Source organism: Erwinia phyllosphaerae (assembly GCF_019132875.1).
GTDB lineage: Bacteria > Pseudomonadota > Gammaproteobacteria > Enterobacterales > Enterobacteriaceae > Erwinia > Erwinia phyllosphaerae.
This window is the reverse complement of the sequence record NZ_JAHSPF010000001.1, coordinates 24,425-44,361: the sequence shown is the minus strand read 5'-3', so window position 1 is coordinate 44,361 and position 19,937 is coordinate 24,425. Positions and strand designations below refer to the sequence as shown.

General features: G+C 52.9%; 22 protein-coding genes. 14 read left to right on the top strand and 8 right to left on the bottom strand.

From position 1 onward, the window contains the following. Positions 1-476: 476 nt before the first annotated feature. The 5 genes from yoaA to rnd all read left to right on the top strand — a co-directional run bounded on the left by yoaA (position 477) and on the right by rnd (position 6,907). Positions 477-2,387 (top strand): DNA repair helicase YoaA, encoded by a 1,911-nt coding sequence (yoaA, locus tag KUE00_RS00220; RefSeq protein WP_246757494.1) that lies wholly within the window; start codon positions 477-479, stop codon positions 2,385-2,387. A gap of 57 nt (positions 2,388-2,444) precedes the next feature. Further along, complete coding sequence (tsaB, locus tag KUE00_RS00215; RefSeq protein WP_246757493.1) at positions 2,445-3,146, top strand: tRNA (adenosine(37)-N6)-threonylcarbamoyltransferase complex dimerization subunit type 1 TsaB; 702 nt, start codon at positions 2,445-2,447, stop codon at positions 3,144-3,146. 58 nt (positions 3,147-3,204) lie between these two features. Beyond that, entirely contained in the window at positions 3,205-3,804 is a 600-nt protein-coding gene (locus KUE00_RS00210; RefSeq protein WP_246757492.1) for a Slp family lipoprotein, read from the top strand. A 209-nt stretch (positions 3,805-4,013) separates the two neighbouring features. Next, on the top strand, positions 4,014-5,681 hold the full coding sequence (fadD, locus tag KUE00_RS00205) for a long-chain-fatty-acid--CoA ligase FadD (RefSeq protein WP_246757491.1): 1,668 nt from the start codon (positions 4,014-4,016) through the stop codon (positions 5,679-5,681). A gap of 104 nt (positions 5,682-5,785) precedes the next feature. Then, on the top strand, positions 5,786-6,907 hold the full coding sequence (rnd, locus tag KUE00_RS00200) for a ribonuclease D (protein WP_246758048.1): 1,122 nt from the start codon (positions 5,786-5,788) through the stop codon (positions 6,905-6,907). A 72-nt stretch (positions 6,908-6,979) separates the two neighbouring features. Here the strand turns inward: rnd and minE are convergent, their stop codons facing one another. Genes minE through minC form a run of 3 tightly spaced genes read right to left on the bottom strand, consistent with a single transcriptional unit; the run spans position 6,980 to position 8,800 of the window. Further along, entirely contained in the window at positions 6,980-7,249 is a 270-nt protein-coding gene (gene minE, locus KUE00_RS00195; protein ID WP_246757490.1) for a cell division topological specificity factor MinE, read from the bottom strand. Between the two features lie 3 nt (positions 7,250-7,252). Continuing rightward, positions 7,253-8,065, bottom strand: a complete 813-nt coding sequence (minD, locus tag KUE00_RS00190) for a septum site-determining protein MinD (RefSeq protein ID WP_246757489.1) — start codon at positions 8,063-8,065, stop codon at positions 7,253-7,255. Between the two features lie 42 nt (positions 8,066-8,107). Further along, a complete protein-coding gene (minC, locus tag KUE00_RS00185) occupies positions 8,108-8,800 on the bottom strand; it encodes a septum site-determining protein MinC (RefSeq protein ID WP_246757488.1) in 693 nt (230 codons plus the stop codon). Positions 8,801-8,958: 158 nt separating this feature from the next. Here minC and KUE00_RS00180 point away from each other — a divergent pair, with 158 nt between their 5' ends. The 5 genes from KUE00_RS00180 (at position 8,959) to KUE00_RS00160 (ending at position 11,878) form a co-directional block, all read left to right on the top strand. Continuing rightward, positions 8,959-9,234 carry a YcgL domain-containing protein gene (locus KUE00_RS00180; protein WP_246757487.1) on the top strand — a complete coding sequence of 92 codons (276 nt, stop codon included), beginning with the start codon at positions 8,959-8,961 and terminating at the stop codon, positions 9,232-9,234. Positions 9,235-9,324: 90 nt separating this feature from the next. Further along, the gene (locus KUE00_RS00175) at positions 9,325-10,383 is read left to right on the top strand and encodes a lytic murein transglycosylase (protein ID WP_246757486.1); all 1,059 of its coding nucleotides are present in this window, start codon (positions 9,325-9,327) and stop codon (positions 10,381-10,383) included. A 27-nt stretch (positions 10,384-10,410) separates the two neighbouring features. Then, the gene (locus tag KUE00_RS00170) at positions 10,411-11,070 is read left to right on the top strand and encodes a fumarylacetoacetate hydrolase family protein (RefSeq protein ID WP_246757485.1); all 660 of its coding nucleotides are present in this window, start codon (positions 10,411-10,413) and stop codon (positions 11,068-11,070) included. Between the two features lie 63 nt (positions 11,071-11,133). Then, positions 11,134-11,583, top strand: a complete 450-nt coding sequence (locus KUE00_RS00165) for a YcgN family cysteine cluster protein (RefSeq protein WP_246757484.1) — start codon at positions 11,134-11,136, stop codon at positions 11,581-11,583. A 169-nt stretch (positions 11,584-11,752) separates the two neighbouring features. After that, on the top strand, positions 11,753-11,878 hold the full coding sequence (locus KUE00_RS00160) for a DUF2256 domain-containing protein (protein ID WP_246757483.1): 126 nt from the start codon (positions 11,753-11,755) through the stop codon (positions 11,876-11,878). Between the two features lie 170 nt (positions 11,879-12,048). On the opposite strand, the gene KUE00_RS00155 is transcribed toward KUE00_RS00160, so the two are convergent. Together KUE00_RS00155 and KUE00_RS00150 are read right to left on the bottom strand one after the other, a co-directional pair. Continuing rightward, positions 12,049-12,348 carry a hypothetical protein gene (locus KUE00_RS00155; protein WP_246757482.1) on the bottom strand — a complete coding sequence of 100 codons (300 nt, stop codon included), beginning with the start codon at positions 12,346-12,348 and terminating at the stop codon, positions 12,049-12,051. Between the two features lie 4 nt (positions 12,349-12,352). Next, positions 12,353-12,781: a hypothetical protein gene (locus KUE00_RS00150; RefSeq protein ID WP_246757481.1), complete on the bottom strand. Its 429-nt coding sequence runs from the start codon at positions 12,779-12,781 to the stop codon at positions 12,353-12,355. Between the two features lie 504 nt (positions 12,782-13,285). Between KUE00_RS00150 and KUE00_RS00145 the strand changes: the two genes are divergently transcribed. Continuing rightward, complete coding sequence (locus KUE00_RS00145) at positions 13,286-13,636, top strand: hypothetical protein (RefSeq protein WP_246757480.1); 351 nt, start codon at positions 13,286-13,288, stop codon at positions 13,634-13,636. A gap of 112 nt (positions 13,637-13,748) precedes the next feature. Further along, positions 13,749-14,639 carry a type I 3-dehydroquinate dehydratase gene (gene aroD, locus KUE00_RS00140; protein WP_246757479.1) on the top strand — a complete coding sequence of 297 codons (891 nt, stop codon included), beginning with the start codon at positions 13,749-13,751 and terminating at the stop codon, positions 14,637-14,639. 104 nt (positions 14,640-14,743) lie between these two features. Here the strand turns inward: aroD and KUE00_RS00135 are convergent, their stop codons facing one another. Further along, on the bottom strand, positions 14,744-14,914 hold the full coding sequence (locus tag KUE00_RS00135; RefSeq protein ID WP_246757478.1) for a hypothetical protein: 171 nt from the start codon (positions 14,912-14,914) through the stop codon (positions 14,744-14,746). Positions 14,915-14,977: 63 nt separating this feature from the next. After that, on the bottom strand, positions 14,978-15,508 hold the full coding sequence (dsbB, locus tag KUE00_RS00130; RefSeq protein ID WP_246757477.1) for a disulfide bond formation protein DsbB: 531 nt from the start codon (positions 15,506-15,508) through the stop codon (positions 14,978-14,980). A 311-nt stretch (positions 15,509-15,819) separates the two neighbouring features. On the opposite strand from dsbB, the gene fadR reads away from it, so the two are divergent. Next, on the top strand, positions 15,820-16,536 hold the full coding sequence (gene fadR / locus KUE00_RS00125) for a fatty acid metabolism transcriptional regulator FadR (RefSeq protein WP_246757476.1): 717 nt from the start codon (positions 15,820-15,822) through the stop codon (positions 16,534-16,536). A gap of 51 nt (positions 16,537-16,587) precedes the next feature. Here the strand turns inward: fadR and KUE00_RS00120 are convergent, their stop codons facing one another. After that, entirely contained in the window at positions 16,588-18,123 is a 1,536-nt protein-coding gene (locus tag KUE00_RS00120) for a SpoVR family protein (protein ID WP_246757475.1), read from the bottom strand. A 502-nt stretch (positions 18,124-18,625) separates the two neighbouring features. Here KUE00_RS00120 and KUE00_RS00115 point away from each other — a divergent pair. Then, positions 18,626-19,921 (top strand): D-amino acid dehydrogenase, encoded by a 1,296-nt coding sequence (locus KUE00_RS00115; RefSeq protein WP_246757474.1) that lies wholly within the window; start codon positions 18,626-18,628, stop codon positions 19,919-19,921. The last annotated feature ends 16 nt before the right edge of the window (positions 19,922-19,937 follow it).

Genomic DNA, 19,937 nt, shown 5'->3' with positions numbered 1-19,937 from the left:
TTTATAAAATACCCGCCACCTGGGGCTTGTGATTTTACCGGTAACATTCTAGTTTTTAACTGCAGCAGTAAACTACGGTAAAAAACAGGGGTATTGATGATGCAACTTTCTAAGCTCGTTGTTTATATTGAGAAAATAGGCATAGCGATCTTCGTTGCCTTATTATTTTACATGTTGATAACAGGACTGCTTTCGGCTTCAGGCTGGGAACACAGCTGGCCGTACCCACACCGCTAGAATCCGACTTTTTCATCAGGGAAAATAAAGTAACAGGCAGATTATTCAGGCGATTGCCTTTTTCCGTCGCCAACAGCCTGAGCCGCATCACTAAGCCGTAGCCCGTTCATTCTTTTTCCCGCGCCAGATTCGCGGGTGGGTTGGGTTTTTTTGTTTAACCACATGATTTTTAAGGGTTTGTATCCTTATGGCAATGCTGCCATAATAGCCTGCTTTTTTTTAACGGGCGGTGAGGATACGTGGTAAACGATTTTGCAGCAGATGGCGCGCTGGCGCAGGCCATTCCCGGTTTCAAGCCGCGCGAACCTCAGCGCCTGATGGCGGACGCGGTCAGCCAGGCCATTGATGATAAACGGGAGCTGGTGGTAGAAGCAGGGACGGGCACCGGTAAAACCTATGCCTATCTTGCGCCAGCCCTGCGTTCAGGTAAAAAGGTCATTATCTCTACCGGCTCAAAAGCGCTTCAGGACCAGCTGTACAGCCGCGATTTGCCGACAGTAGCGCGTGCGCTAAAGTTTAAAGGCGTGCTGGCATTGCTGAAAGGGCGTTCAAACTACCTGTGTCTGGAAAGGCTTGAGCAGCAGTCAATGGCGGGCGGTGAACTGGCGGCGCAGGCGATGAGCGATCTGGTCCATCTGCGCGGCTGGTCCAGCGAAACGGTAGACGGCGATATCAGTACCTGCGGCGGCGTGGCGGAAGACAGCCCGGTCTGGCCGCTGGTTACCAGCACCAACGATAACTGCCTGGGCAGCGACTGTCCTTTATATCAGGACTGCTTTGTTGTAAAAGCGCGCCGCAAAGCGATGGACGCCGATGTCGTGGTGGTTAACCACCATCTTTTTCTGGCGGATATGGTTGTGAAAGAGAGCGGCTTTGCTGAGCTCATCCCACAAGCGGACGTGATGATTTTTGACGAAGCGCACCAGGTACCGGATATCGCCAGCCAGTATTTTGGGCAGCAGCTTTCCAGCAAGCAGCTGCTCGACCTGGCCAAAGACATTAACATCGCTTACCGCACCGAGGTTCGCGACGCACAGCAGCTGCAAAAATCGGCTGACCGGCTGGCACAAAGCGCGCAGGATTTCCGCCTGGCACTGGGCGATCCGGGTTTTCGCGGCAATCTGCGGGAGCTGCTCGCCAGTTCCAATATTCAGCGCGCGCTGCTGCTGCTGGATGACGCGCTGGAGCTGTGTTACGACGTGGCGAAACTCTCGCTGGGCCGCTCGGCGCTGCTGGATGCCGCTTTCGAACGGGCTGCACTTTATCGTGGCCGACTTAAACGGCTGAAGGATGTTTCGCAGCCCGGTTTCAGCTACTGGTATGAATGCAACAGCCGTCATTTCGTGCTGGCGCTGACGCCGCTGTCGGTATCCGATCGCTTTCGTGAAGTGATGAACGAACGCCCGGCCAGCTGGATATTTACTTCCGCCACGCTGGCGGTTAATGAACAGATGACGCACTTTGTTGAAAGGCTCGGCGTAGCCAGTGCCAAAACGCTCATCCTGAACAGCCCGTTCGATTTTGCCCGTCAGGCGCTGCTGTGCGTGCCGCGCAATTTGCCTTCGCCAAATCAACCCGGTTCGGCCCGCCAGATGGCGCGCATGCTGCTGCCGCTGATTGAAGCTAACAATGGCCGCTGTTTCTTCCTCTGTACTTCACACCAGATGATGCGCGAACTTGCCGAACAGTTTCGCGCTATGTTGACGCTGCCCGTGCTGTTACAAGGGGAGACCAGCAAGGGCGAGCTATTAAAGCAGTTTATTGCGGCGGGCAATGCGGTGCTGGTGGCAACCAGCAGTTTCTGGGAAGGTGTTGACGTACGCGGCGATGCGCTTTCGCTGGTGATTATCGATAAGCTGCCGTTTACGTCGCCTGACGATCCGCTGCTGAAGGCACGTATGGAAGATTGTAAACTGCGCGGCGGCGATCCTTTCGATGAGGTGCAGTTGCCGGATGCCGTTATTACCCTGAAGCAGGGCGTCGGGCGCCTGATCCGTGACGTCGACGATCGCGGCGTGCTGGTTATCTGCGACAACCGCCTGGTGATGCGGCCCTACGGCGCGGTTTTTCTGAACAGCCTGCCGCCCACACCGCGCACGCGGGATATTCAGCAGGCGGTTGATTTTCTCCGTCCGCCTTCAGCACAGTAATTTATCGCGCAGTATGCTATGCTGCGCGCCGAAATTTTCCCCCCGCCAGAGGTAAGTATGTCCACGCAAATTTTAGCTATTGATACGGCTACCGAAGCCTGCTCGGTAGCGCTGTTAAAGAATGACCAGGTCACGGCCCATTTCGAGCTGTGCGCCCGTGAGCATACGCAGCGTATTTTGCCCATGGTGCAGGCGCTGCTCCTGCAGGGAGAAACAACCTTAAACGAGCTGGATGCGCTGGCGTTCGGCAAGGGGCCCGGCAGCTTTACCGGCGTGCGTATCGGCACAGGTATCGCTCAGGGGCTGGCGTTTGGCGCGCTGCTGCCAATGATTGGCGTTTCCACGCTGAAGACCATGGCGCAGAGCGCCTGGCGTCTGCAGCAGGCGAGCCGCGTGCTGGCCGCCATCGATGCGCGGATGGGCGAGGTTTACTGGGCGGAATATCAGCGCGACGAACAGGGCGTCTGGCAGGGAGAGGCCACGGAAGCGGTACTCAAGCCGGAAGCGGCTCTGCAACGTATGGCGCAGCTGGAAGGGCGCTGGGCGATGGTCGGCACGGGCTGGCAGGCTTATCCGCAGCTGAGCGCCGACAGCGCGTTGACCCTGCAGCCAACAGAAGTATTACTGCCGTGTGCGGAAGATATGATCCCGCTGGCGGCGCTCGAGCTGGCGGCAGGAAAAACCGTGGCGCCGGAGGAAGCAGAACCTACCTATTTACGTAACGAAGTGACATGGAAAAAATTGCCGGGAAGGGAGTAAACTCAGCAACTAATCGGTACGGAAGGAGTCCAAGCAGTTAGGGTCACAGGAGAGTTTTATGCGTAAAAATCTGTTGTTACGGTCAGGAAGTTTGCTGCTGGTTTCCCTGCTACTGGCGGGTTGCGTCAGCGTGCCGGATTCGATTAAAGGTACATCGCCCACGCCACAACAGGATTTGGCGCGGGTGCTTAATGCGCCACAGATATATGTAGGTCAGGAGTCTCGTTTCGGCGGTAAGGTAGTCAAAGTTACCAACAAAGATGGCCTTACCCGTCTCGAAATTGCCGCTATGCGTCTGGACGAGAGCGGGCGTCCGATTCTGGGCACGCCTTCCATCGGGCGTATCTATGCGGATATCCATGGTTTTGCCGACCCTGTCGATCTAAATAGCCAGATGGTCACGGTGGTAGGGACGATCAAGGGCACGGAGAAAGGCCAGATTGGCCAGGCTTCCTATCAGTTTGTTACGGTCGCGGTGACGGGCTATCAGCGCTGGCGGCTGACGCAGCAGGTCGTTTCACCACAGCCGCCAATGGATCCGTGGATCTGGTACGGGCCGCCGCGCGGACGCCATCGTGGCGGTTACTGGGGGCCGCCGCCGGGCACCATGTTTTATAATCAAGGTCCGGCAGAAGTGCAGACTATCCTGACCGAATAATCGTTACGCAGTAAATTGCCAACCCGACGGTTGCCCACAAGCGTCGGGTTGTTTTTTTGCATTTCAGGACGAAATCAAATTAGTGATACGCTTCGCAACCCTAAAACAGAACCACCCGACAAACTGGTACGCTGAGTTAATATAATGTTAATTAACGGCGTGGGGCAGGGGTTGTGATGACAATAAATACAAGTTTCCGAGGAGTTTCCGTGAACAAGGTCTGGCTTAACCGCTATCCCGCAGACGTTCCGGCTGAAATTGACGCCGACCGCTTTCCTTCCCTGATTGACCTTTTTGAACATGCCGCCCAGCGCTATGCCGACCAGCCCGCCTTTATTAACATGGGGCAGACGATGACCTATCGCCAGCTGGAAGAGCGCAGCCGCGCTTTTGCCGCCTGGCTGCAGCAAGAGCTGGGCCTGAAAAAAGGCGATCGCGTCGCTTTAATGATGCCTAATCTGCTGCAGTATCCCATCGCGCTGTTCGGCATTTTGCGGGCCGGGATGGTAGTGGTTAACGTTAATCCTCTTTATACACCGCGAGAGCTTGAGCATCAGCTTAACGACAGCGGGGCCAGCGCTATTATCATCGTGTCCAACTTTGCCCATACGCTGGAAAAGGTGGTAGCGAAAACGCAGCTTAAGCACGTCATTTTAACTCGCCTCGGCGATCAGCTTTCACCGGCAAAGGGAACGCTGGTTAACTTTGTGGTGCGCTACGTTAAGCGGATGGTACCCAAATACCATTTGCCTGGCGCTATCTCTTTTCGCCGTGCGCTGCATAAAGGTGAACAATTGCAGTATGTGCGGCCTGAGATCGCTAATGAAGATCTGGCCTTTCTACAATATACCGGCGGCACAACCGGCGTGGCGAAAGGCGCAATGCTGACCCACCGGAACATGCAGGCCAATCTTGAGCAGACCAAGGCTACCTATGGCTCGCTGCTGAAAGAGGGTAAGGAGACGGTCGTCACCGCGCTGCCGCTTTATCATATCTTCGCCCTGACCGTAAACTGCCTGCTGTTTATCGATCTGGGCGGCGCCAATCTGCTGATTACTAATCCTCGCGACATTCCGGGCATGGTGAAAGAGCTGGCGAAAATTCGCTTTACCGCCATTACCGGCGTGAACACGCTGTTCAACGCGCTATTAAATGATGAAAATTTCCATCGGCTGGACTTTTCGAGCCTTTCCCTTTCCGCTGGTGGCGGCATGGCGGTACAAAAAGCGGTCGCGGAGCGCTGGGAAAAGCTGACCGGGCACTATTTGCTGGAAGGCTATGGCCTGACCGAGTGCTCGCCGCTGGTGTCGGTCAACCCTTATGATATTCGCTATCACAGCGGCAGCATTGGATTACCGGTGCCCTCTACCGATGTCCGCATCGTGGATAGCGAAGGCAACGAAGTGCCGGGCGGCCCTGGCGAGCTGTGCATTAAAGGCCCGCAGGTGATGCGGGGCTACTGGCAGCACCCGCAGGCCACGGATGAAGTGCTGAAAAATGGTTGGCTGCACAGCGGCGATATTGTTACCGTTGATGAGGAAGGATTTATTCGCATCGTCGATCGTAAAAAAGATATGATCCTGGTTTCCGGTTTTAACGTATATCCTAACGAGATAGAAGATGTGGTTATGCTGCACCCGAAAGTGCGCGAAGCCGCAGCGGTAGGCGTACCAGAGCCGATAGCGGGCGAGACGGTAAAAATCTGCGTGGTGAAGAAAGATGCTTCACTGACCAAAGAAGAGTTAATTGCCCACTGTAAGAAACATCTGACCGGATATAAAATTCCTAAGATCGTTGAATTTCGTGATGAACTACCGAAAACCAACGTCGGTAAAATTTTACGCCGGGAACTGCGTGACGAACAAAGCACGCACTAGCCTGGCGCGTTATACGTAACCTCTAAGCCGGTTAAGCCGGCTTTTTTAATGAACTACACTGGGGCATAAAAAGCCCCAGCGAGAGGATCACTTTGAATTACACCATGATAACCACCAACGAGGCGCTGGCGGACGTTTGCCATGCAGCCCGTCAGGTTCCCGCCGTGGCGCTGGATACTGAGTTTGTCCGCACCCGCACCTATTATCCCGGTCTTGGACTGATTCAGCTGTTTGACGGTGAAAATATTGCGCTGATCGATCCCCTGCCTGTTACCGACTGGACGCCGTTTCGCGAGCTAATCCTTGACAAGGCTGTGATCAAATTCCTGCATGCCGGTAGCGAAGATCTGGAAGTTTTCCTGCACAAATATGGCGTCTTGCCGGAACCCATGATCGATACCCAGATTCTGGCCGCCTTTACCGGCCGGCCGCTTTCCTGCGGTTTTGCTACTATCGTGGAATCTTTTACCGGCATCGCGCTGGATAAAAGCGAATCACGTACAGACTGGCTGGCGCGTCCGCTGACCGAGAAGCAGTGCCAGTATGCGGCTGCGGATGTTTATTACCTGCTGCCGATTGCGCAGAAGTTGATGGCGGAAGCCGAAGCGGCCGGAAAACTGAAAGCGGCGTTGAATGAGTGCGCGCTACTGTGTCAGCGACGTCAGGCCGTGGTTGCGCCAGAAGAAGCGTACCGTGATATCACCAATGCCTGGCAGCTGCGTCCCCGTCAGCTGGCCGCGCTGCGCCTGATGGCCGCCTGGCGGCTGGAGCTGGCGCGCGAAAAAGACATGGCCGTTAACTTCGTCGTGCGCGAAGAAAACCTGTGGAAAGTGGCGCGCTTTATGCCGGGTTCGCTGGCCGAACTGGACCATCTTGGCCTGGCCGGGCAGGAAATTCGTTTTCATGGCAAAACGCTGGTGGCGCTAGTGGCGCAGGCGAATGAACTGCCGGAAAGCGAGCTGCCGGAACCGCTGGCTAACCTGGTCGATAATCCTGCCTATAAAAAAGTCTTTAAGGCGCTGAAAGCGCTGATGGCGGAAGCGGCGGAAAAGCATGGCGTTAGCCAGGAGCTACTGGCTTCACGTCGGCAAATCAACCAGCTGCTGAACTGGCACTGGAAGTTAAAGCCGGTGAAAAAACCTGAGCTGCTCGACGGCTGGCGAGGCGAACTGCTACACGACGATATTATGTCGCTGCTGGCGGAATACGAGGCGCTGGCCGGATAAAACAGCGAGACTGCCTGGCCGTAACCCTTTTTCCCCTGCAAAACAGCAGGGGAAAATCAGGCACGGGAAAGGTCATTTCGTGGTTTCTTCTGCCTCTGGCAGCGTCACGTTGAGTTCCAGAATAGAGATGTCATCATCTTTCTGATCCAGCTTGACGCTGAGCATCTCCGGGTCAATCTTCACATATCTACAGATGACTTCCAGCAGATCCTTCTTCAACTGTGGCAGATAGTGGGGCTCGGCGTCGCCCCTCCTGCGCTCTGCCACGATGATTTGCAGCCGTTCCTTGGCTATATTGGCTGTGCTCTTTTTTCGGGATAAAAAGAAGTCAAGTAAGGCCATGGTTTATCCCCCAAACAGGCGTTTCAGGAAACCCTTCTTCTCTTCTTCAATGAAGCGGAAGGGACGTTCTTCGCCAAGAATACGGTCGACGGTGTCAGCATAGGCTTTGCCCGCGTCAGAATCGGTGTCCAGTATCACAGGCTCGCCCTGATTCGAGGCGCGCAGCACGGACTGATCTTCCGGAATAACGCCCGCCAGCGGAATGCGCAGGATTTCCAGCACGTCTTCCATACTTAGCATGTCGCCACGGCTAACGCGGCCCGGATTGTAACGGGTCAGCAGCAGATGCTCTTTGATCGGGTCCTGACCGTTTTCAGCACGGCGGGATTTGGAAGAAAGAATGCCGAGGATACGGTCAGAGTCGCGTACGGATGAGACTTCCGGATTGGTGGTGATGATGGCTTCATCAGCGAAATAGAGCGCCATCAGCGCGCCGGTTTCGATACCGGCCGGTGAATCGCAGACGATAAAGTCAAAATCCATCGCGGTTAAATCATTCAGCACTTTTTCAACGCCTTCGCGCGTTAATGCGTCTTTATCACGCGTTTGCGAAGCGGGCAGAATATAAAGATGTTCAGTACGCTTGTCTTTGATTAGCGCCTGGTTCAGCGACGCGTCGCCCTGAATAACGTTAACAAAGTCGTAGACTACCCGACGCTCACAGCCCATGATCAGATCCAGATTACGCAGACCGATATCAAAATCGATCACGACGGTTTTTTTACCTTTCTGGGCTAAACCGGTAGCGATGGCCGCGCTGGACGTGGTCTTGCCCACGCCTCCTTTACCCGATGTAACAACAATAATGCGTGCCATATAGTAATTTCCTTAAGAAAAGAAAGGGCTCGTGAGCCTGGCTCAGTTCAGTGTCTGTATAGTCAAAACGCCGTCTTTTAAGCAAAGACGTGACGCTTTTCCAAAAAATTCAGCAGGGATTTCATCCATAATCCAGTATTCACCGGCAATGGAAACCAGCTCTGCTGACAAATTCGTACAAAAAATCTGGCAGTCGCGATCGCCGCCGGCACCCGCCAGCGCACGGCCACGCATCATGCCGTAGATATGAATATTGCCGTCGGCAATGAGTTCGGCACCGGCGCTGACGCTGCTGGTGACGATCAGATCGCTGTTTTTAGCGTAAATCTGCTGGCCGGAACGAATAGGCGTGTTAACGACCCGCGTTCTGGCTGCGGGAAGTTCAACAGGCTTCGCAGGCTCGGCGACTTCCGGCGCGGGCCTTTGCCCTTTGCCTTCTGACAACAGCGGCAGGCCGGCCCGGCTGATAACGCGCTTTAGGGATTCATCTTTGCAGCCGCTAACGCCGACAATATGCAGTCCGGTAGACACGATGGCCTGCTGCATCTGCCGCCAGTTAACGTCGCTGGTCAGCGAGGAGACGTTCAGAACGACCGGGGCGTTTTGCAGGAAAGCGGGCGCCTGATTGACCTTATCCTGAAGCGCCTGGCGCACCACATCCGCATCATGGTGGTGTAAGTGGACAACAGACAGAGTAAAACTGCTGCCCTTTAACTCAATTGGCGTTTGTGACATCTGTCGCGCTCAGTCCTGTTATTTCATATCCCAGCGAAAATATGCCCTTCAGACTGACATTTAAACGCATTAGGACAATATTCCGAAGTTCTGCAAGCATGTTATAGTTACTGCTATATTCAGGCAAGCCACCATCCAGGTTAATTCGAGTAAAAAATATGTTTTGTGTGATCTACAGAAGCCCTAAACGCGACCAGACTTATCTTTATGTTGAAAAAAAAGACGATTTTTCGCGCGTTCCGGAAGAGTTGCTTAAGGGTTTCGGGAAACCGCAGCTGGCAATGCTGTTGCCGCTTGACGGCAGCAAACGCCTGGCCAATGCGGACCAGGCTAAAGTAAAAGCCGCGCTTGTTGAGCAAGGTTACTATTTACAGGTGCCACCGCCGCTGGAAAGTCTGCTTAAGATTCACCTTGAAAAAGGTAAAAAAGATTAATTAGGAATCATCTGCACAAAAATATATCCCCGCCGTTGTTCTTCCCAGCGGATTTATTTAGCGGCGGGCGAGAAAGTAAAAGGACGTCGCATGAAGCATACCTTTCTTACCACGTTTATTTTCTCCCTGCTGCTGGCTGGCTGCGCCACTCAAAGCAGCAAGGCCCTTGAAAAAAAACCGGGCGCAACTGCCCAGCCGGCAAAAACGACGCTGGCCGCCTCCGGACGCGATCCGGCAGAATTTCCCGCCTATGTCGAACAGCTGAAAAATCAGGCGCGCGCAAAAGGTATCGACCAGGCCACCCTTGACGCTGCCTTCAATAATATTCACTTTGTCGATCGTGCTATCTCTTCCGATCGTAACCAGCTGGAAAAGAAAATTACGCTGGATGACTATCTTGCACGCGTGTTGCCAGAAGCGAAAAAACAGCGCGCTCGCGAAAATTTCCAGCAGTATCAGGCAAGCTTACAGCCGGTAAGCCAGCGCTACGGCGTTCAGCCGCAGTATATCGTGGCGCTCTGGGCCATGGAGAGCAACTTCGGCAAAATTCAGGGGCGGGAAGAGGTGATTTCCGCGCTGGCGACGCTGGCGTTTGAAGGCCGTCGCGAGGCTTTCTTCACTAAAGAGCTGCTCTCCGCGCTGCAAATTATTCAACAGCAACATATCGACGCCGGGGAAATGAAAGGCTCCTGGGCAGGCGCAATGGGGCAGAATCAATTTATGCCGTCATCTTTCCTGCGCTATGGCGCGGACGGAGATGGCGATGGCCGCATCGATATCTGGAATGACACCGATGATGTGTTTGCTTCGACAGCTAACTACCTGGCGACCGAAGGCTGGAAACCGGGCCAGAGCTGGGGGCAAGAGGTGACGCTTCCCGCAGGCTTTGCGCCAGAGCTGGGCGGGCTGAAAACCAGCCAGGCTAAAACGGTAGCGGAGTGGCAAAGCATGGGCGTACAGATAAACGGAACCGCCTTACCGGACGCTACGCAGCGTGCATGGATTATCATGCCTGACGACGCGGCCGGGCGCGCATTTATGGTTTATGACAATTTCCGTGTCATTATGCACTGGAATCGCTCTTATTATTTCGCTATCAGTATCGGCATGATGGCCGACGCCATTGCTCAACAGGATGGGGTCCGCTGACCACAACGCTAAAAGCAGGAGAACAGTATGTATCAGCATCATAACTGGCAGGGCGCTTTGTTGGATTATCCGGTGAGCAAAGTGGTTTGCGTAGGCAGCAACTATGCTAAGCATATTAAAGAAATGGGCAGCGCAACGCCGTCTGACCCGGTGCTGTTTATCAAGCCGGAAACGGCGCTTTGCGATATCCGCCAGCCGCTGTCGATTCCCAAAGATCTGGGCGCGGTTCATCACGAAGTCGAGCTGGCGGTACTGATTGGCTCTACGCTCAAGCACGCTTCAGAAGAGCATGTGGCAAAAGCTATTGCCGGTTACGGTGTTGCGCTCGATTTGACCTTGCGTGACGTGCAGGCGGGCTGTAAAAAAGCCGGACAGCCATGGGAAAAAGCCAAAGGGTTTGATAACTCTTGTCCGGTTTCCGGTTTTATTCCGGCCAGCGAGCTGGGTGCAGATCCGCAAAATATCGAGCTAAAGCTGGTGGTAAACGGCGAAGTACGTCAGCAGGGCTCAACGGAAGATATGATCCATAAAATTCTGCCGCTGATCGCCTACATGAGCCAGTTTTTTACGCTGCGCGCGGGCGATATCATACTGACCGGCACGCCAGAAGGCGTGGGGCCGATGTTCTCTGGCGACACGCTTGAAGTCTCGCTCGGCGGACGCGGCGTGGCAACTCGCGTACTGTAGAGCTTGCAACCAGGGCCCGAACTGTTTATAAGGTGCGGGCTTTTACTCAAACAGGACAGCAAAATGAACGATACCCCTTTCTGGCAGCAAAAAACGCTGGAACAAATGAGCGACGAGGAATGGGAATCCCTGTGCGACGGCTGTGGCCAGTGCTGTCTTAACAAACTGCAGGATGCCGACACGGATGAGATCTATTTCACCAACGTCGCCTGTAACCAGCTGAACATTAAAACCTGCCAGTGCCGTAACTATGAGCGCCGCTTCGAACTGGAAGAGGACTGCATCAAGTTAACGCGTGACAATCTGCCCACCTTTTCCTGGCTGCCGCCCAGCTGCGCCTACCGCGTGCTGGCCGAAGGCAAGAACCTGCCGGTCTGGCATCCGCTGCGCAGCGGCGGCAAAGCCGCAATGCATGCAGCACGCATTTCCGTTCGCCATATCGCCGTACGGGAAAGCGAAGTGCAGGACTGGGAAGATCACATTATCAATAAGCCGCGCTGGTACGGTAAGTAGATTGATCTGGAAGGATTAATTGCTTAGCTGGCGTTACTCTGGGGCTTGGGTGGGGCATACCTGATAAATCTGGCGTATAAAAGCCAATCGAAGCGGTGTGCCTCTCTGTCCCGATACTAAAAGTTATCTAAAATTATATGTGTCCCGTTCTGACTGCAGGAGACTCTTGATGAAGAAAAGTGAACTCCCAACAAAAATCTGTACGGTTTGCGGTCGGCCCTTTACCTGGCGTAAGAAGTGGGAAAAGTGCTGGGATGACGTGCGGAAATGCTCAGAGCGTTGCCGGCGTAAGTGATCGGGAGCCTCAACAAAAAGCGCAACGAGGCTGCGAGCAAAATAGTAACGGATATCTATGGCATGGAGTTACAGGGCTAACGTGCTGCCCAATAAATTGATAGCAATCAAGCGGCGGAATGGGCTGTCGCGAACGCAATAACCCGGCGGGTTACCGCTTCGCAGGCAAAGTTACCTGATAAAGTACTTAGAAAGAACGGCAATCAAAACGGTAATGACCAGAGCTAAGACTATTTTCCATGTCTGAGAATTTAGCTCTTTGTGTAAAGATTCTTTTGTTGCAACTGTTTCTTTTAACACAGCAACATCAACAGCCAGGGCTGATGTTTTTTCTTCAAGTACTTTAATTCTGTCAAGCATATCATTCCCTCCACCGTTACCGCTGCCATATTCAGGATTATGATCTTCACTGTCTGTTCGTGCAACCGGTTTATGGGTGGGGGCTATGTATTGCAATATGTTGTCTGGCATCCTTTTAAGCCCTATAAGAGACATAGAAAAAGCATTCATTTTCAGCAGCGGGAAGCTCATTTCTTATCCCGTCTTTGCTCCTGTAAGCTTTCACTGAAATCCTGTAAATTCCTTCAACAGACAGGTCTACTCCAGATGCAATCATTGAGTAAATCGTCAGTAGTCTTGATGTTTGAGTTTGCTCATAAAATTTAGTCTCGATTAAGCCAGAGCGAGAAGGACTAGCAATAACCGACTCATCATGCCTGTAAACTCCAACCTCCATGTAATACATGCCTACTTGTTGCAGTATAAAAGCAGCTGTTACTGCCAAAGTATGTGTTCCATCTTTTGTGTCAGGAGTGATAGACAGTTGAGGCGGGTACGTTTCACTGGCTGACATTCCCTCTCTCAAAAGAGTGGGGTAAACATAAGAAATAATTTCTTCCATCATGCTGTTTTCCCTCACCCAAACGTCTCTTAAGATTATTAACCTGCTGTCAGGCCAGTCACAGCATTAACGAAACCCTGGATTAACAGTGCGAATCCAGAGAGCAAAAAAATTTTTTTATGGGCCAGGTGAAAAATGGTCATTGTCACGCACAGCACAAATATTGAAATTTCAGGTAAACAGACACGATTTCTCCTTCATTAAACGTCTTTTCCAGTTGCTAAATCGCTCTCAATGATAATCTGGGGTAACATAATGTAGATCCTGGAAATTTGAACAGACTATATGGACGCATACCTGAGCATATCTTCATACGCAGTGATACTCTGTGATGTGGTTAGCATACTGATCAGGGTGATAAGTCAGTTCGCGATCGCATATTGCAAAATACAGATCCCCCTCACATCAACTAATCTTATTAAAGATGCTATCCATCTAATCAACAGGCTACGCTGTTACGCCAGGTAGCCTGGGTGAACGCCTTTTTGCTATCAAGACAGGATAAAAATGAAGCTTATTTCCCGCACCGTCGTAGCCATTACTTTTTCTCTGCCGCTGTTTGCCTTTGCCGACGTGCAGTGTGGCCCCTTTCATCTGGCTGGTCAGACGGCAGATGGCGGTTGGGCCACCGTTGACGGCATGAAAACACGTCATCAAAAGGTTGTGTTTTTGCAGCAGAAAGGAGATAGCAATAACGTAAAAATGCACTGGACGGTTGCCGCCACTAAATTTCAGGGTGATTACGGCATGGCCTATCAGAATAAAAAGGGCGAGGCGACGCTGGATGTTGAAGTAATGCGCAGCAGCCGCAGCCAGATAAAAATCTCCGGCTCGTACGATTGCCATAACATCCGTTAACTTTGTACCGTCGCGCCGCGCTGGCGACGCATCTGCCAAACCTGGCCGTGGGCTATCCGCCTGATTTGTTTTGCTATGCTTAAATCTTTTTCCTTATCAGGAGGTAGCTCTTATGCATCGCAGAGAATTTATCGGTTCCGGAGGCGCGCTTGTCGCACTGTCGCTCATGTCTTCAACCGCAACCAGCGCGACGCTGCCTGCCAGCCCCTCAACAAAGCCCTCACGGTCCAGTCAACCGGTCTTAAAGCTTAAAAATATCGCGATTGGCGAAGGGCAACCGAAGGTAATTATCCCCACCACGGCCAGTAGCGAAAAAGAAGTTTTAAAATTCGTTGATAAGGTAGCGGGGCGCGAGGATTTTCATCTGCTGGAGCTGCGTATCGATCCGCTGGATAACGCCAGCGATGCTGGTGCAATAGCAAGGTTAACGCGCGAAGTCTCGTCCCGTCTTGATAACAAGCTGCTGCTGGTAACGTTTCGCACCAAAGCAGAGGGTGGCAAAAAGGCTATCGGCGATAAAGAGTATGCTGCGCTATACCGTACTCTGTTAACTGACGGGCAGTTCGATCTGCTGGATATTGAAATGTATCGCGACAGGGCGTTAACCGACCCCCTGATCGAACTGGCGCATCAGAACGGTAAACACGTAGTTCTCTCAAATCACGAACTGCATAGTACACCTTCTGCTCAGGAAATTGTTTCGCGCCTGCGTGAACAGCAGCAGCGCGGTGCCGACGTGCTGAAGCTGGCAGCGATGCCTGAGGATGCGGCGGATGTGCTGACGCTGTTGAACGCCACGCTGGAGATGTATCAGCACCATGCGCAAAAACCACTGCTGACGATGGCAATGGGCGATTTGGGCGTGCTGTCACGGATAAGCGGAGAACTGTCTGGTTCCGCGCTGACGTTTGGCATGGTTGGCGATGCTTCGGCTTCCGGGCAGATTGAGGTCGCCGATCTGGGACACGTGCTGGAGGTAGTGCATAACGGCATGCATTCCTGAATGATGACCGCAGCGTGCTGCGAAATCAGGATGCAGCATCGCTGCCGCATCCCTGGGGCCAGTAATAATGTCTTCTGCCCCGAGCGGAGGAAATAAGGTAAGCCCTATCCCTGAGGTTGACCAACCGGACCGCTTCCGCCAGGCGCGCCTGGCGGTTGCTGGCCGCTCGGTGGGGCTGGCGGTGGACTGTGTGTGTCATTGGCGCCCCAGTGGGCGCAGCCGGAAAGCAGCGTAACGGAAAGGGTAAATGAGAGTGCCAACATAATGTTTTTCATAGGATCCCTGTTTTTAAGCCGATGGTGCTTAAAGCGTAGCCGCTACCCTGACCTGTCGCACCTTTAGCGTGAGAAAAGATCGCGTCTTTTTTGCGGGAAAAATTGCGCCACCAGCACCGCCAGCGCCACGATAAGATAAGCGGCAAAAATCACTATCAGCCACTGCGGCATGCCCAGAGAAAATAACGACCACTGCTTTTCTGCACAGTCGCCGGTAGCCACAAATACCGAAGGCAGCCATTTATCCAGCGGCAGCCACTGAGGGAAGCGGGCAGCAAAATCACAGGTTACAAACGGATTAGGGTGAAGCTGAATCATGGTGTGCTCCCATGCAAGGCGTAAACCTTCCACAGCGCTATAGATCCAAATCAGGATGGCCACCCAGCGTAGCGGCGTTTTTGGCGCAACGGCGCCGACTAAAGAAGCCCCCAGTACCCCAAATAGCGCACAGCGTTCATAGATGCACATGACACAAGGCTTAAGCAACATAACGTGCTGGAAGTAAAGGGCAACCATTTCCAGAATAAAAGCCGTCAGGGCCATTAACAGCCAGGCACCGCGACCTTGAGAACAGCTATTTAAATATCGCAACATAATCTATCCATGTGGTTAGCGTTGAATCGGCAGTGTAAACTAAAAGGCCTGCCGTGCCAGCCAGTCTGAATCAAATTTAACTGACTGAAAACCGTGGCGGGTGCGGCGTGGTGTAAAAAAATGTTTTTAACCGGAAGGGAAAAGAGCACTGACAGAACAAAAGATTAAACAGCGCTTCACAATAAACAATTATTTTGAGCAAATGGGCGATCTTAAGCCGTTTAACGTGCCGCACAGTCTAGGTGACGGCGAAACCATCTGCTATGATGGCCGAAATTTTGCCGCCCCGAACGCAACGGAAACAATACGCTATGGTCATTAAGGCGCAAAGCCCTGCGGGTTTCGCTGAAGAATATATTATTGAGAGCATCTGGAATAATCGTTTTCCGCCCGGCTCAATTCTCCCTGCCGAACGCGAGCTGTCAGAGCTGATTGGCGTCACCCGCACAACCTTGCGTGAAGTCCTCCAGCGGCTGGCGCGGGATGGCTGGTTAACTATCCAGCATGGCAAACCGACCAAAGTGAATAACTTCTGGGAAACCTCGGGTCTGAATATTCTGGAAACGCTGGCTCGCCTTGACCATGACAGCGTGCCGCAGTTGATTGACAGCCTGCTTTCTGTTCGTACCGATATCTCCTCAGTCTTTATCCGCCGCGCAATACGTATCCATCCCGAAAAGGCCACGGAAGTCCTGCTTACCGCTCTTAACGTTGCCGATAAGGCAGAAACCTATACCGAACTGGATTACAACGTATTCCGCGGCCTGGCTTTCGCCTCCGGTAATCCTGTTTATGGTCTGATTCTGAACGGCCTGAAAGGGCTTTATACTCGCGTTGGCCGCCACTATTTCTCTAATCCGGAAGCGCGCAGCCTGGCGCGAGAATTTTATCAGCAGCTGCTGACCATTTGTCAGAATCAGCAGTTAGATAAAATTGTGGAAACCGTACGTGATTACGGGCATCGCAGCGGTGAAATCTGGCATAACATGCAAAACAGTATGCCGACAGAGCTGAACAGCCACCGCTAGTCGGCTAACTAAGCTTTGAGATAAACCGGTTCCGCAGAACCGGTTAAAGGATTAAAGCGAGGAAGGGCGAGGTGGACAGCGATCGAGGATTTCCGTACTGCCATCCTCATTTTGCTGCTCCAGATATACATCAAAACCCCACAGGCGATGCACGTGCTTCAGCACCTCGCGGCGGCTTTTATCCAGCGGTGCGCGGCTGTGTGGGACGTAGCGCAGCTTCAGCGAACGGTCACCGCGCAAGTCCACATCGTAAACCTGAATGTTCGGTTCCAGGTTACTCAGGTTATACTGCGCGGAAAGCTGTTGGCGAATGGCCCGATAGCCCGCCTCGTCGTGAATAGCGGCAATTTCCAGGAAGTTATTACGGTCGTCGTCCATCACCGTAAACAGCCGGAAATCGCGCATCACTTTGGGCGAAAGGAACTGGCTGATAAAGCTTTCGTCCTTAAATTCACGCATGGCAAAGTGCAGCGTCTCCAGCCAGTCGGACCCGGCAATATCCGGGAACCAGTAGCGATCTTCCTCCGTTGGCTCCTGACAGATCCGCTTAATATCCTGGAACATAGCGAAACCCAGCGCATAAGGGTTAATGCCGTTATACCACTGGCTGTTGTAAGGCGGCTGGAAGACCACGTTGGTATGGCTGTGCAGAAACTCCAGCATAAAGCGTTCGCTGACCTTACCCTCATCATACAGATGGTTCAGGATGGTGTAGTGCCAGAAGGTCGCCCAGCCTTCGTTCATCACCTGCGTTTGCTTCTGCGGATAAAAATACTGGCTGACCTTACGCACGATACGCAAAATTTCGCGCTGCCACGACTCCAGCAGCGGGGCGTTTTTTTCCATAAAGTAGAGCAGGTTTTCCTGTGGCTCGCTCGGATAGCGCGCGGCCTGGGCCTGGGTAAATTCCGCCTCACGCCTTGGCAGCGTGCGCCACAGCATATTCACCTGGCTTTGCAGATACTCTTCGCGGCTGCGCTGGCGGGCTTTCTCTTCCTGTAACGAAATTTTTTGCGGTCTTTTATAACGATCCACGCCGTAGTTCATCAGCGCGTGGCAGGAGTCCAGCAGCTTTTCTACTTCTTCCACGCCGTAACGCTCTTCACATTCACTGATATAGTTACGGGCAAAAATCAGGTAGTCGACAATAGAGCTGGCATCCGTCCAGCTACGGAACAGATAGTTATTTTTGAAAAAGGAATTGTGCCCGTAACAGGCGTGCGCCATCACCAGCGCCTGCATGGTAATGGTGTTTTCTTCCATCAGATAGGCGATACAGGGATTGGAATTAATCACGATCTCATAAGCAAGGCCCTGCTGCCCGTGCTTATAGCGCTGCTCGGTTTCGATAAACTTTTTACCGAAAGACCAGTGCGCGTAGTTAATCGGCATGCCCACGCTGGAATAAGCATCCATCATCTGCTCTGAAGTAATGACTTCAATCTGATGGGGATAGGTATCCAGCCGGTAAAGTTTGGCAACGCGGTCAATTTCTGCCAGGTAAACATCCAGCAGATCGAACGTCCAGTCTGGCCCGTCACTGAGTCGCTGGCTTTTGGTCATGGACTCATCAAAGATAGTCGTCATAGCGCACCCCTTTTTTAAAACCGGTTTCCGATATAGCAAACGGTCCGTTTTCATGCTGGCCTGCCGTGACCTCCGACAAGCCTGGAATTGAAGCCATTAACTCAATGATAGTTCACTCTCTCCGATAGCTCCGACGAATACAATCGAAATCTTCAACAGAAAATAGAGCCGAAAGCCGAAATTCCTTTTAACGTCAGGCAAAGGCGAAAAAATAATAACTGGCGCAGGATAATATCCTGTATATAAGGGAAAAATATGGCGTAATAATATTCTGCTGCCGAAAGAGAAAAATTATTCATTTGCAATTATTTGCTGCTCTTGAAGACATTAATGCAATATTTAACTCTAAATTAACCAGCGCATCTTGTTTTTATTCCCCTCCAGGGTAAAAAAGAGAAGCAAAATCTTCGCATGTCGCTCGCTGCCTCCTTATAGCTTTTTTCACCGCAGCAGCCGCATGCATCCAGTGTATTCATCTTTTGTAAACGGCGATGGGGTAGCGATGCGAATTGTCATTCTGGGAAGTGGCGTGGTGGGCGTGGCCAGCGCCTGGTATCTGGCGCAAAGCGGGCATGAAGTGACGGTTATCGATCGTCAGCCCGACGTGGCCCTGGAAACCAGCGCGGGCAATGCCGGACAGATTTCACCGGGTTACGCCGCGCCCTGGGCCGCGCCTGGCGTGCCGCTAAAGGCGGTTAAATGGATGTTTCAGCGCCATGCGCCTCTGGCCATCCGTCCCGATGGCAGCCGTTTTCAGCTGGCGTGGATGTGGCAAATGTTACGTAACTGCGATATCGACCATTACCAGCAAAATAAAAGCCGGATGGTGCGTATTGCTGAATACAGCCGCGACTGTCTTAAAGCGCTGCGCCAGGAAACCGGTATTGCTTATGAAGGACGACAGGGCGGCACGCTACAGCTTTTTCGTACCGCACAACAGTTTGAAAGCGCCACTAAAGATATTGCCGTGCTGAAAGAGGCGGGCGTGCCTTATGAACTGCTGGAAGCCAGCCAGCTGGCCGATGTCGAACCTGCCCTGGCCACGACAAAGCATTTACTGACCGGCGGGCTGCGTTTGCCAAATGACGAAACGGGCGACTGCCAGCTATTTACCCGACAGCTGGCGGAAATGGCGAAAGCGGCGGGCGTTACCTTCCGTTTTAACACGCCGGTCGATGCGCTATTGCAGGAACATAACCAAATTGCAGGTGTAAAATGCGGTGCCGAAATCATTAAGGCTGACGCTTACGTCGTAGCCTTTGGTTCTTATTCCCGGGCGCTGATGGACGGTATTGTAGATATCCCGGTTTACCCGTTAAAAGGTTATTCGCTGACTATTCCGATCGGGGATGCCGCGGCCGCACCGGTCTCCACCGTACTGGACGAGACGTACAAAGTTGCCATTACGCGTTTTGATAATCGTATACGCGTCGGCGGCATGGCGGAAATCGTGGGCTTTAACACAAAGCTGCTTCCGGCCAGGCGCGAAACGCTGGAGATGGTGGTACGGGATCTCTATCCGCAGGGCGGTGACATTGCGCAGGCAACGTTCTGGACCGGGCTGCGGCCGATGACGCCGGACGGTACGCCGATCGTTGGCCGCACGCCGTTTAAAAATCTTTATCTCAATACTGGTCACGGAACGCTCGGTTGGACGATGGCCTGCGGCTCCGGCCAGCTGCTTTCTGATATTATCTCCGGACGTACCCCCGCCATCGCGGCGGACGATCTGTCAGTTATGCGTTATCTGCCCGGGTTCTCCCCGGCGGCGGGCCACATTCTGCACGGCGCCCGTTAGTTTGCACAAAAACAGG

Bases quoted from the DNA above. Each gene is read 5' to 3' on its own strand.
- KUE00_RS00180 (WP_246757487.1), top strand. From the start codon at position 8,959: ATGTTTTGTGTGATCTACAGAAGCCCTAAACGCGACCAGACTTATCTT.
- minC (WP_246757488.1), bottom strand. From the start codon at position 8,800: ATGTCACAAACGCCAATTGAGTTAAAGGGCAGCAGTTTTACTCTGTCT.
- KUE00_RS00115 (WP_246757474.1), top strand. From the start codon at position 18,626: ATGCGAATTGTCATTCTGGGAAGTGGCGTGGTGGGCGTGGCCAGCGCC.
- KUE00_RS00170 (WP_246757485.1), top strand. From the start codon at position 10,411: ATGTATCAGCATCATAACTGGCAGGGCGCTTTGTTGGATTATCCGGTG.
- KUE00_RS00135 (WP_246757478.1), bottom strand. From the start codon at position 14,914: ATGAAAAACATTATGTTGGCACTCTCATTTACCCTTTCCGTTACGCTG.
- KUE00_RS00165 (WP_246757484.1), top strand. From the start codon at position 11,134: ATGAACGATACCCCTTTCTGGCAGCAAAAAACGCTGGAACAAATGAGC.
- KUE00_RS00150 (WP_246757481.1), bottom strand. From the start codon at position 12,781: ATGATGGAAGAAATTATTTCTTATGTTTACCCCACTCTTTTGAGAGAG.
- aroD (WP_246757479.1), top strand. From the start codon at position 13,749: ATGCATCGCAGAGAATTTATCGGTTCCGGAGGCGCGCTTGTCGCACTG.
- minE (WP_246757490.1), bottom strand. From the start codon at position 7,249: ATGGCCTTACTTGACTTCTTTTTATCCCGAAAAAAGAGCACAGCCAAT.
- minD (WP_246757489.1), bottom strand. From the start codon at position 8,065: ATGGCACGCATTATTGTTGTTACATCGGGTAAAGGAGGCGTGGGCAAG.
- KUE00_RS00145 (WP_246757480.1), top strand. From the start codon at position 13,286: ATGAAGCTTATTTCCCGCACCGTCGTAGCCATTACTTTTTCTCTGCCG.
- rnd (WP_246758048.1), top strand. From the start codon at position 5,786: ATGATAACCACCAACGAGGCGCTGGCGGACGTTTGCCATGCAGCCCGT.
- KUE00_RS00155 (WP_246757482.1), bottom strand. From the start codon at position 12,348: ATGCCAGACAACATATTGCAATACATAGCCCCCACCCATAAACCGGTT.
- tsaB (WP_246757493.1), top strand. From the start codon at position 2,445: ATGTCCACGCAAATTTTAGCTATTGATACGGCTACCGAAGCCTGCTCG.
- KUE00_RS00160 (WP_246757483.1), top strand. From the start codon at position 11,753: ATGAAGAAAAGTGAACTCCCAACAAAAATCTGTACGGTTTGCGGTCGG.
- KUE00_RS00175 (WP_246757486.1), top strand. From the start codon at position 9,325: ATGAAGCATACCTTTCTTACCACGTTTATTTTCTCCCTGCTGCTGGCT.
- KUE00_RS00120 (WP_246757475.1), bottom strand. From the start codon at position 18,123: ATGACGACTATCTTTGATGAGTCCATGACCAAAAGCCAGCGACTCAGT.
- dsbB (WP_246757477.1), bottom strand. From the start codon at position 15,508: ATGTTGCGATATTTAAATAGCTGTTCTCAAGGTCGCGGTGCCTGGCTG.
- fadR (WP_246757476.1), top strand. From the start codon at position 15,820: ATGGTCATTAAGGCGCAAAGCCCTGCGGGTTTCGCTGAAGAATATATT.
- KUE00_RS00210 (WP_246757492.1), top strand. From the start codon at position 3,205: ATGCGTAAAAATCTGTTGTTACGGTCAGGAAGTTTGCTGCTGGTTTCC.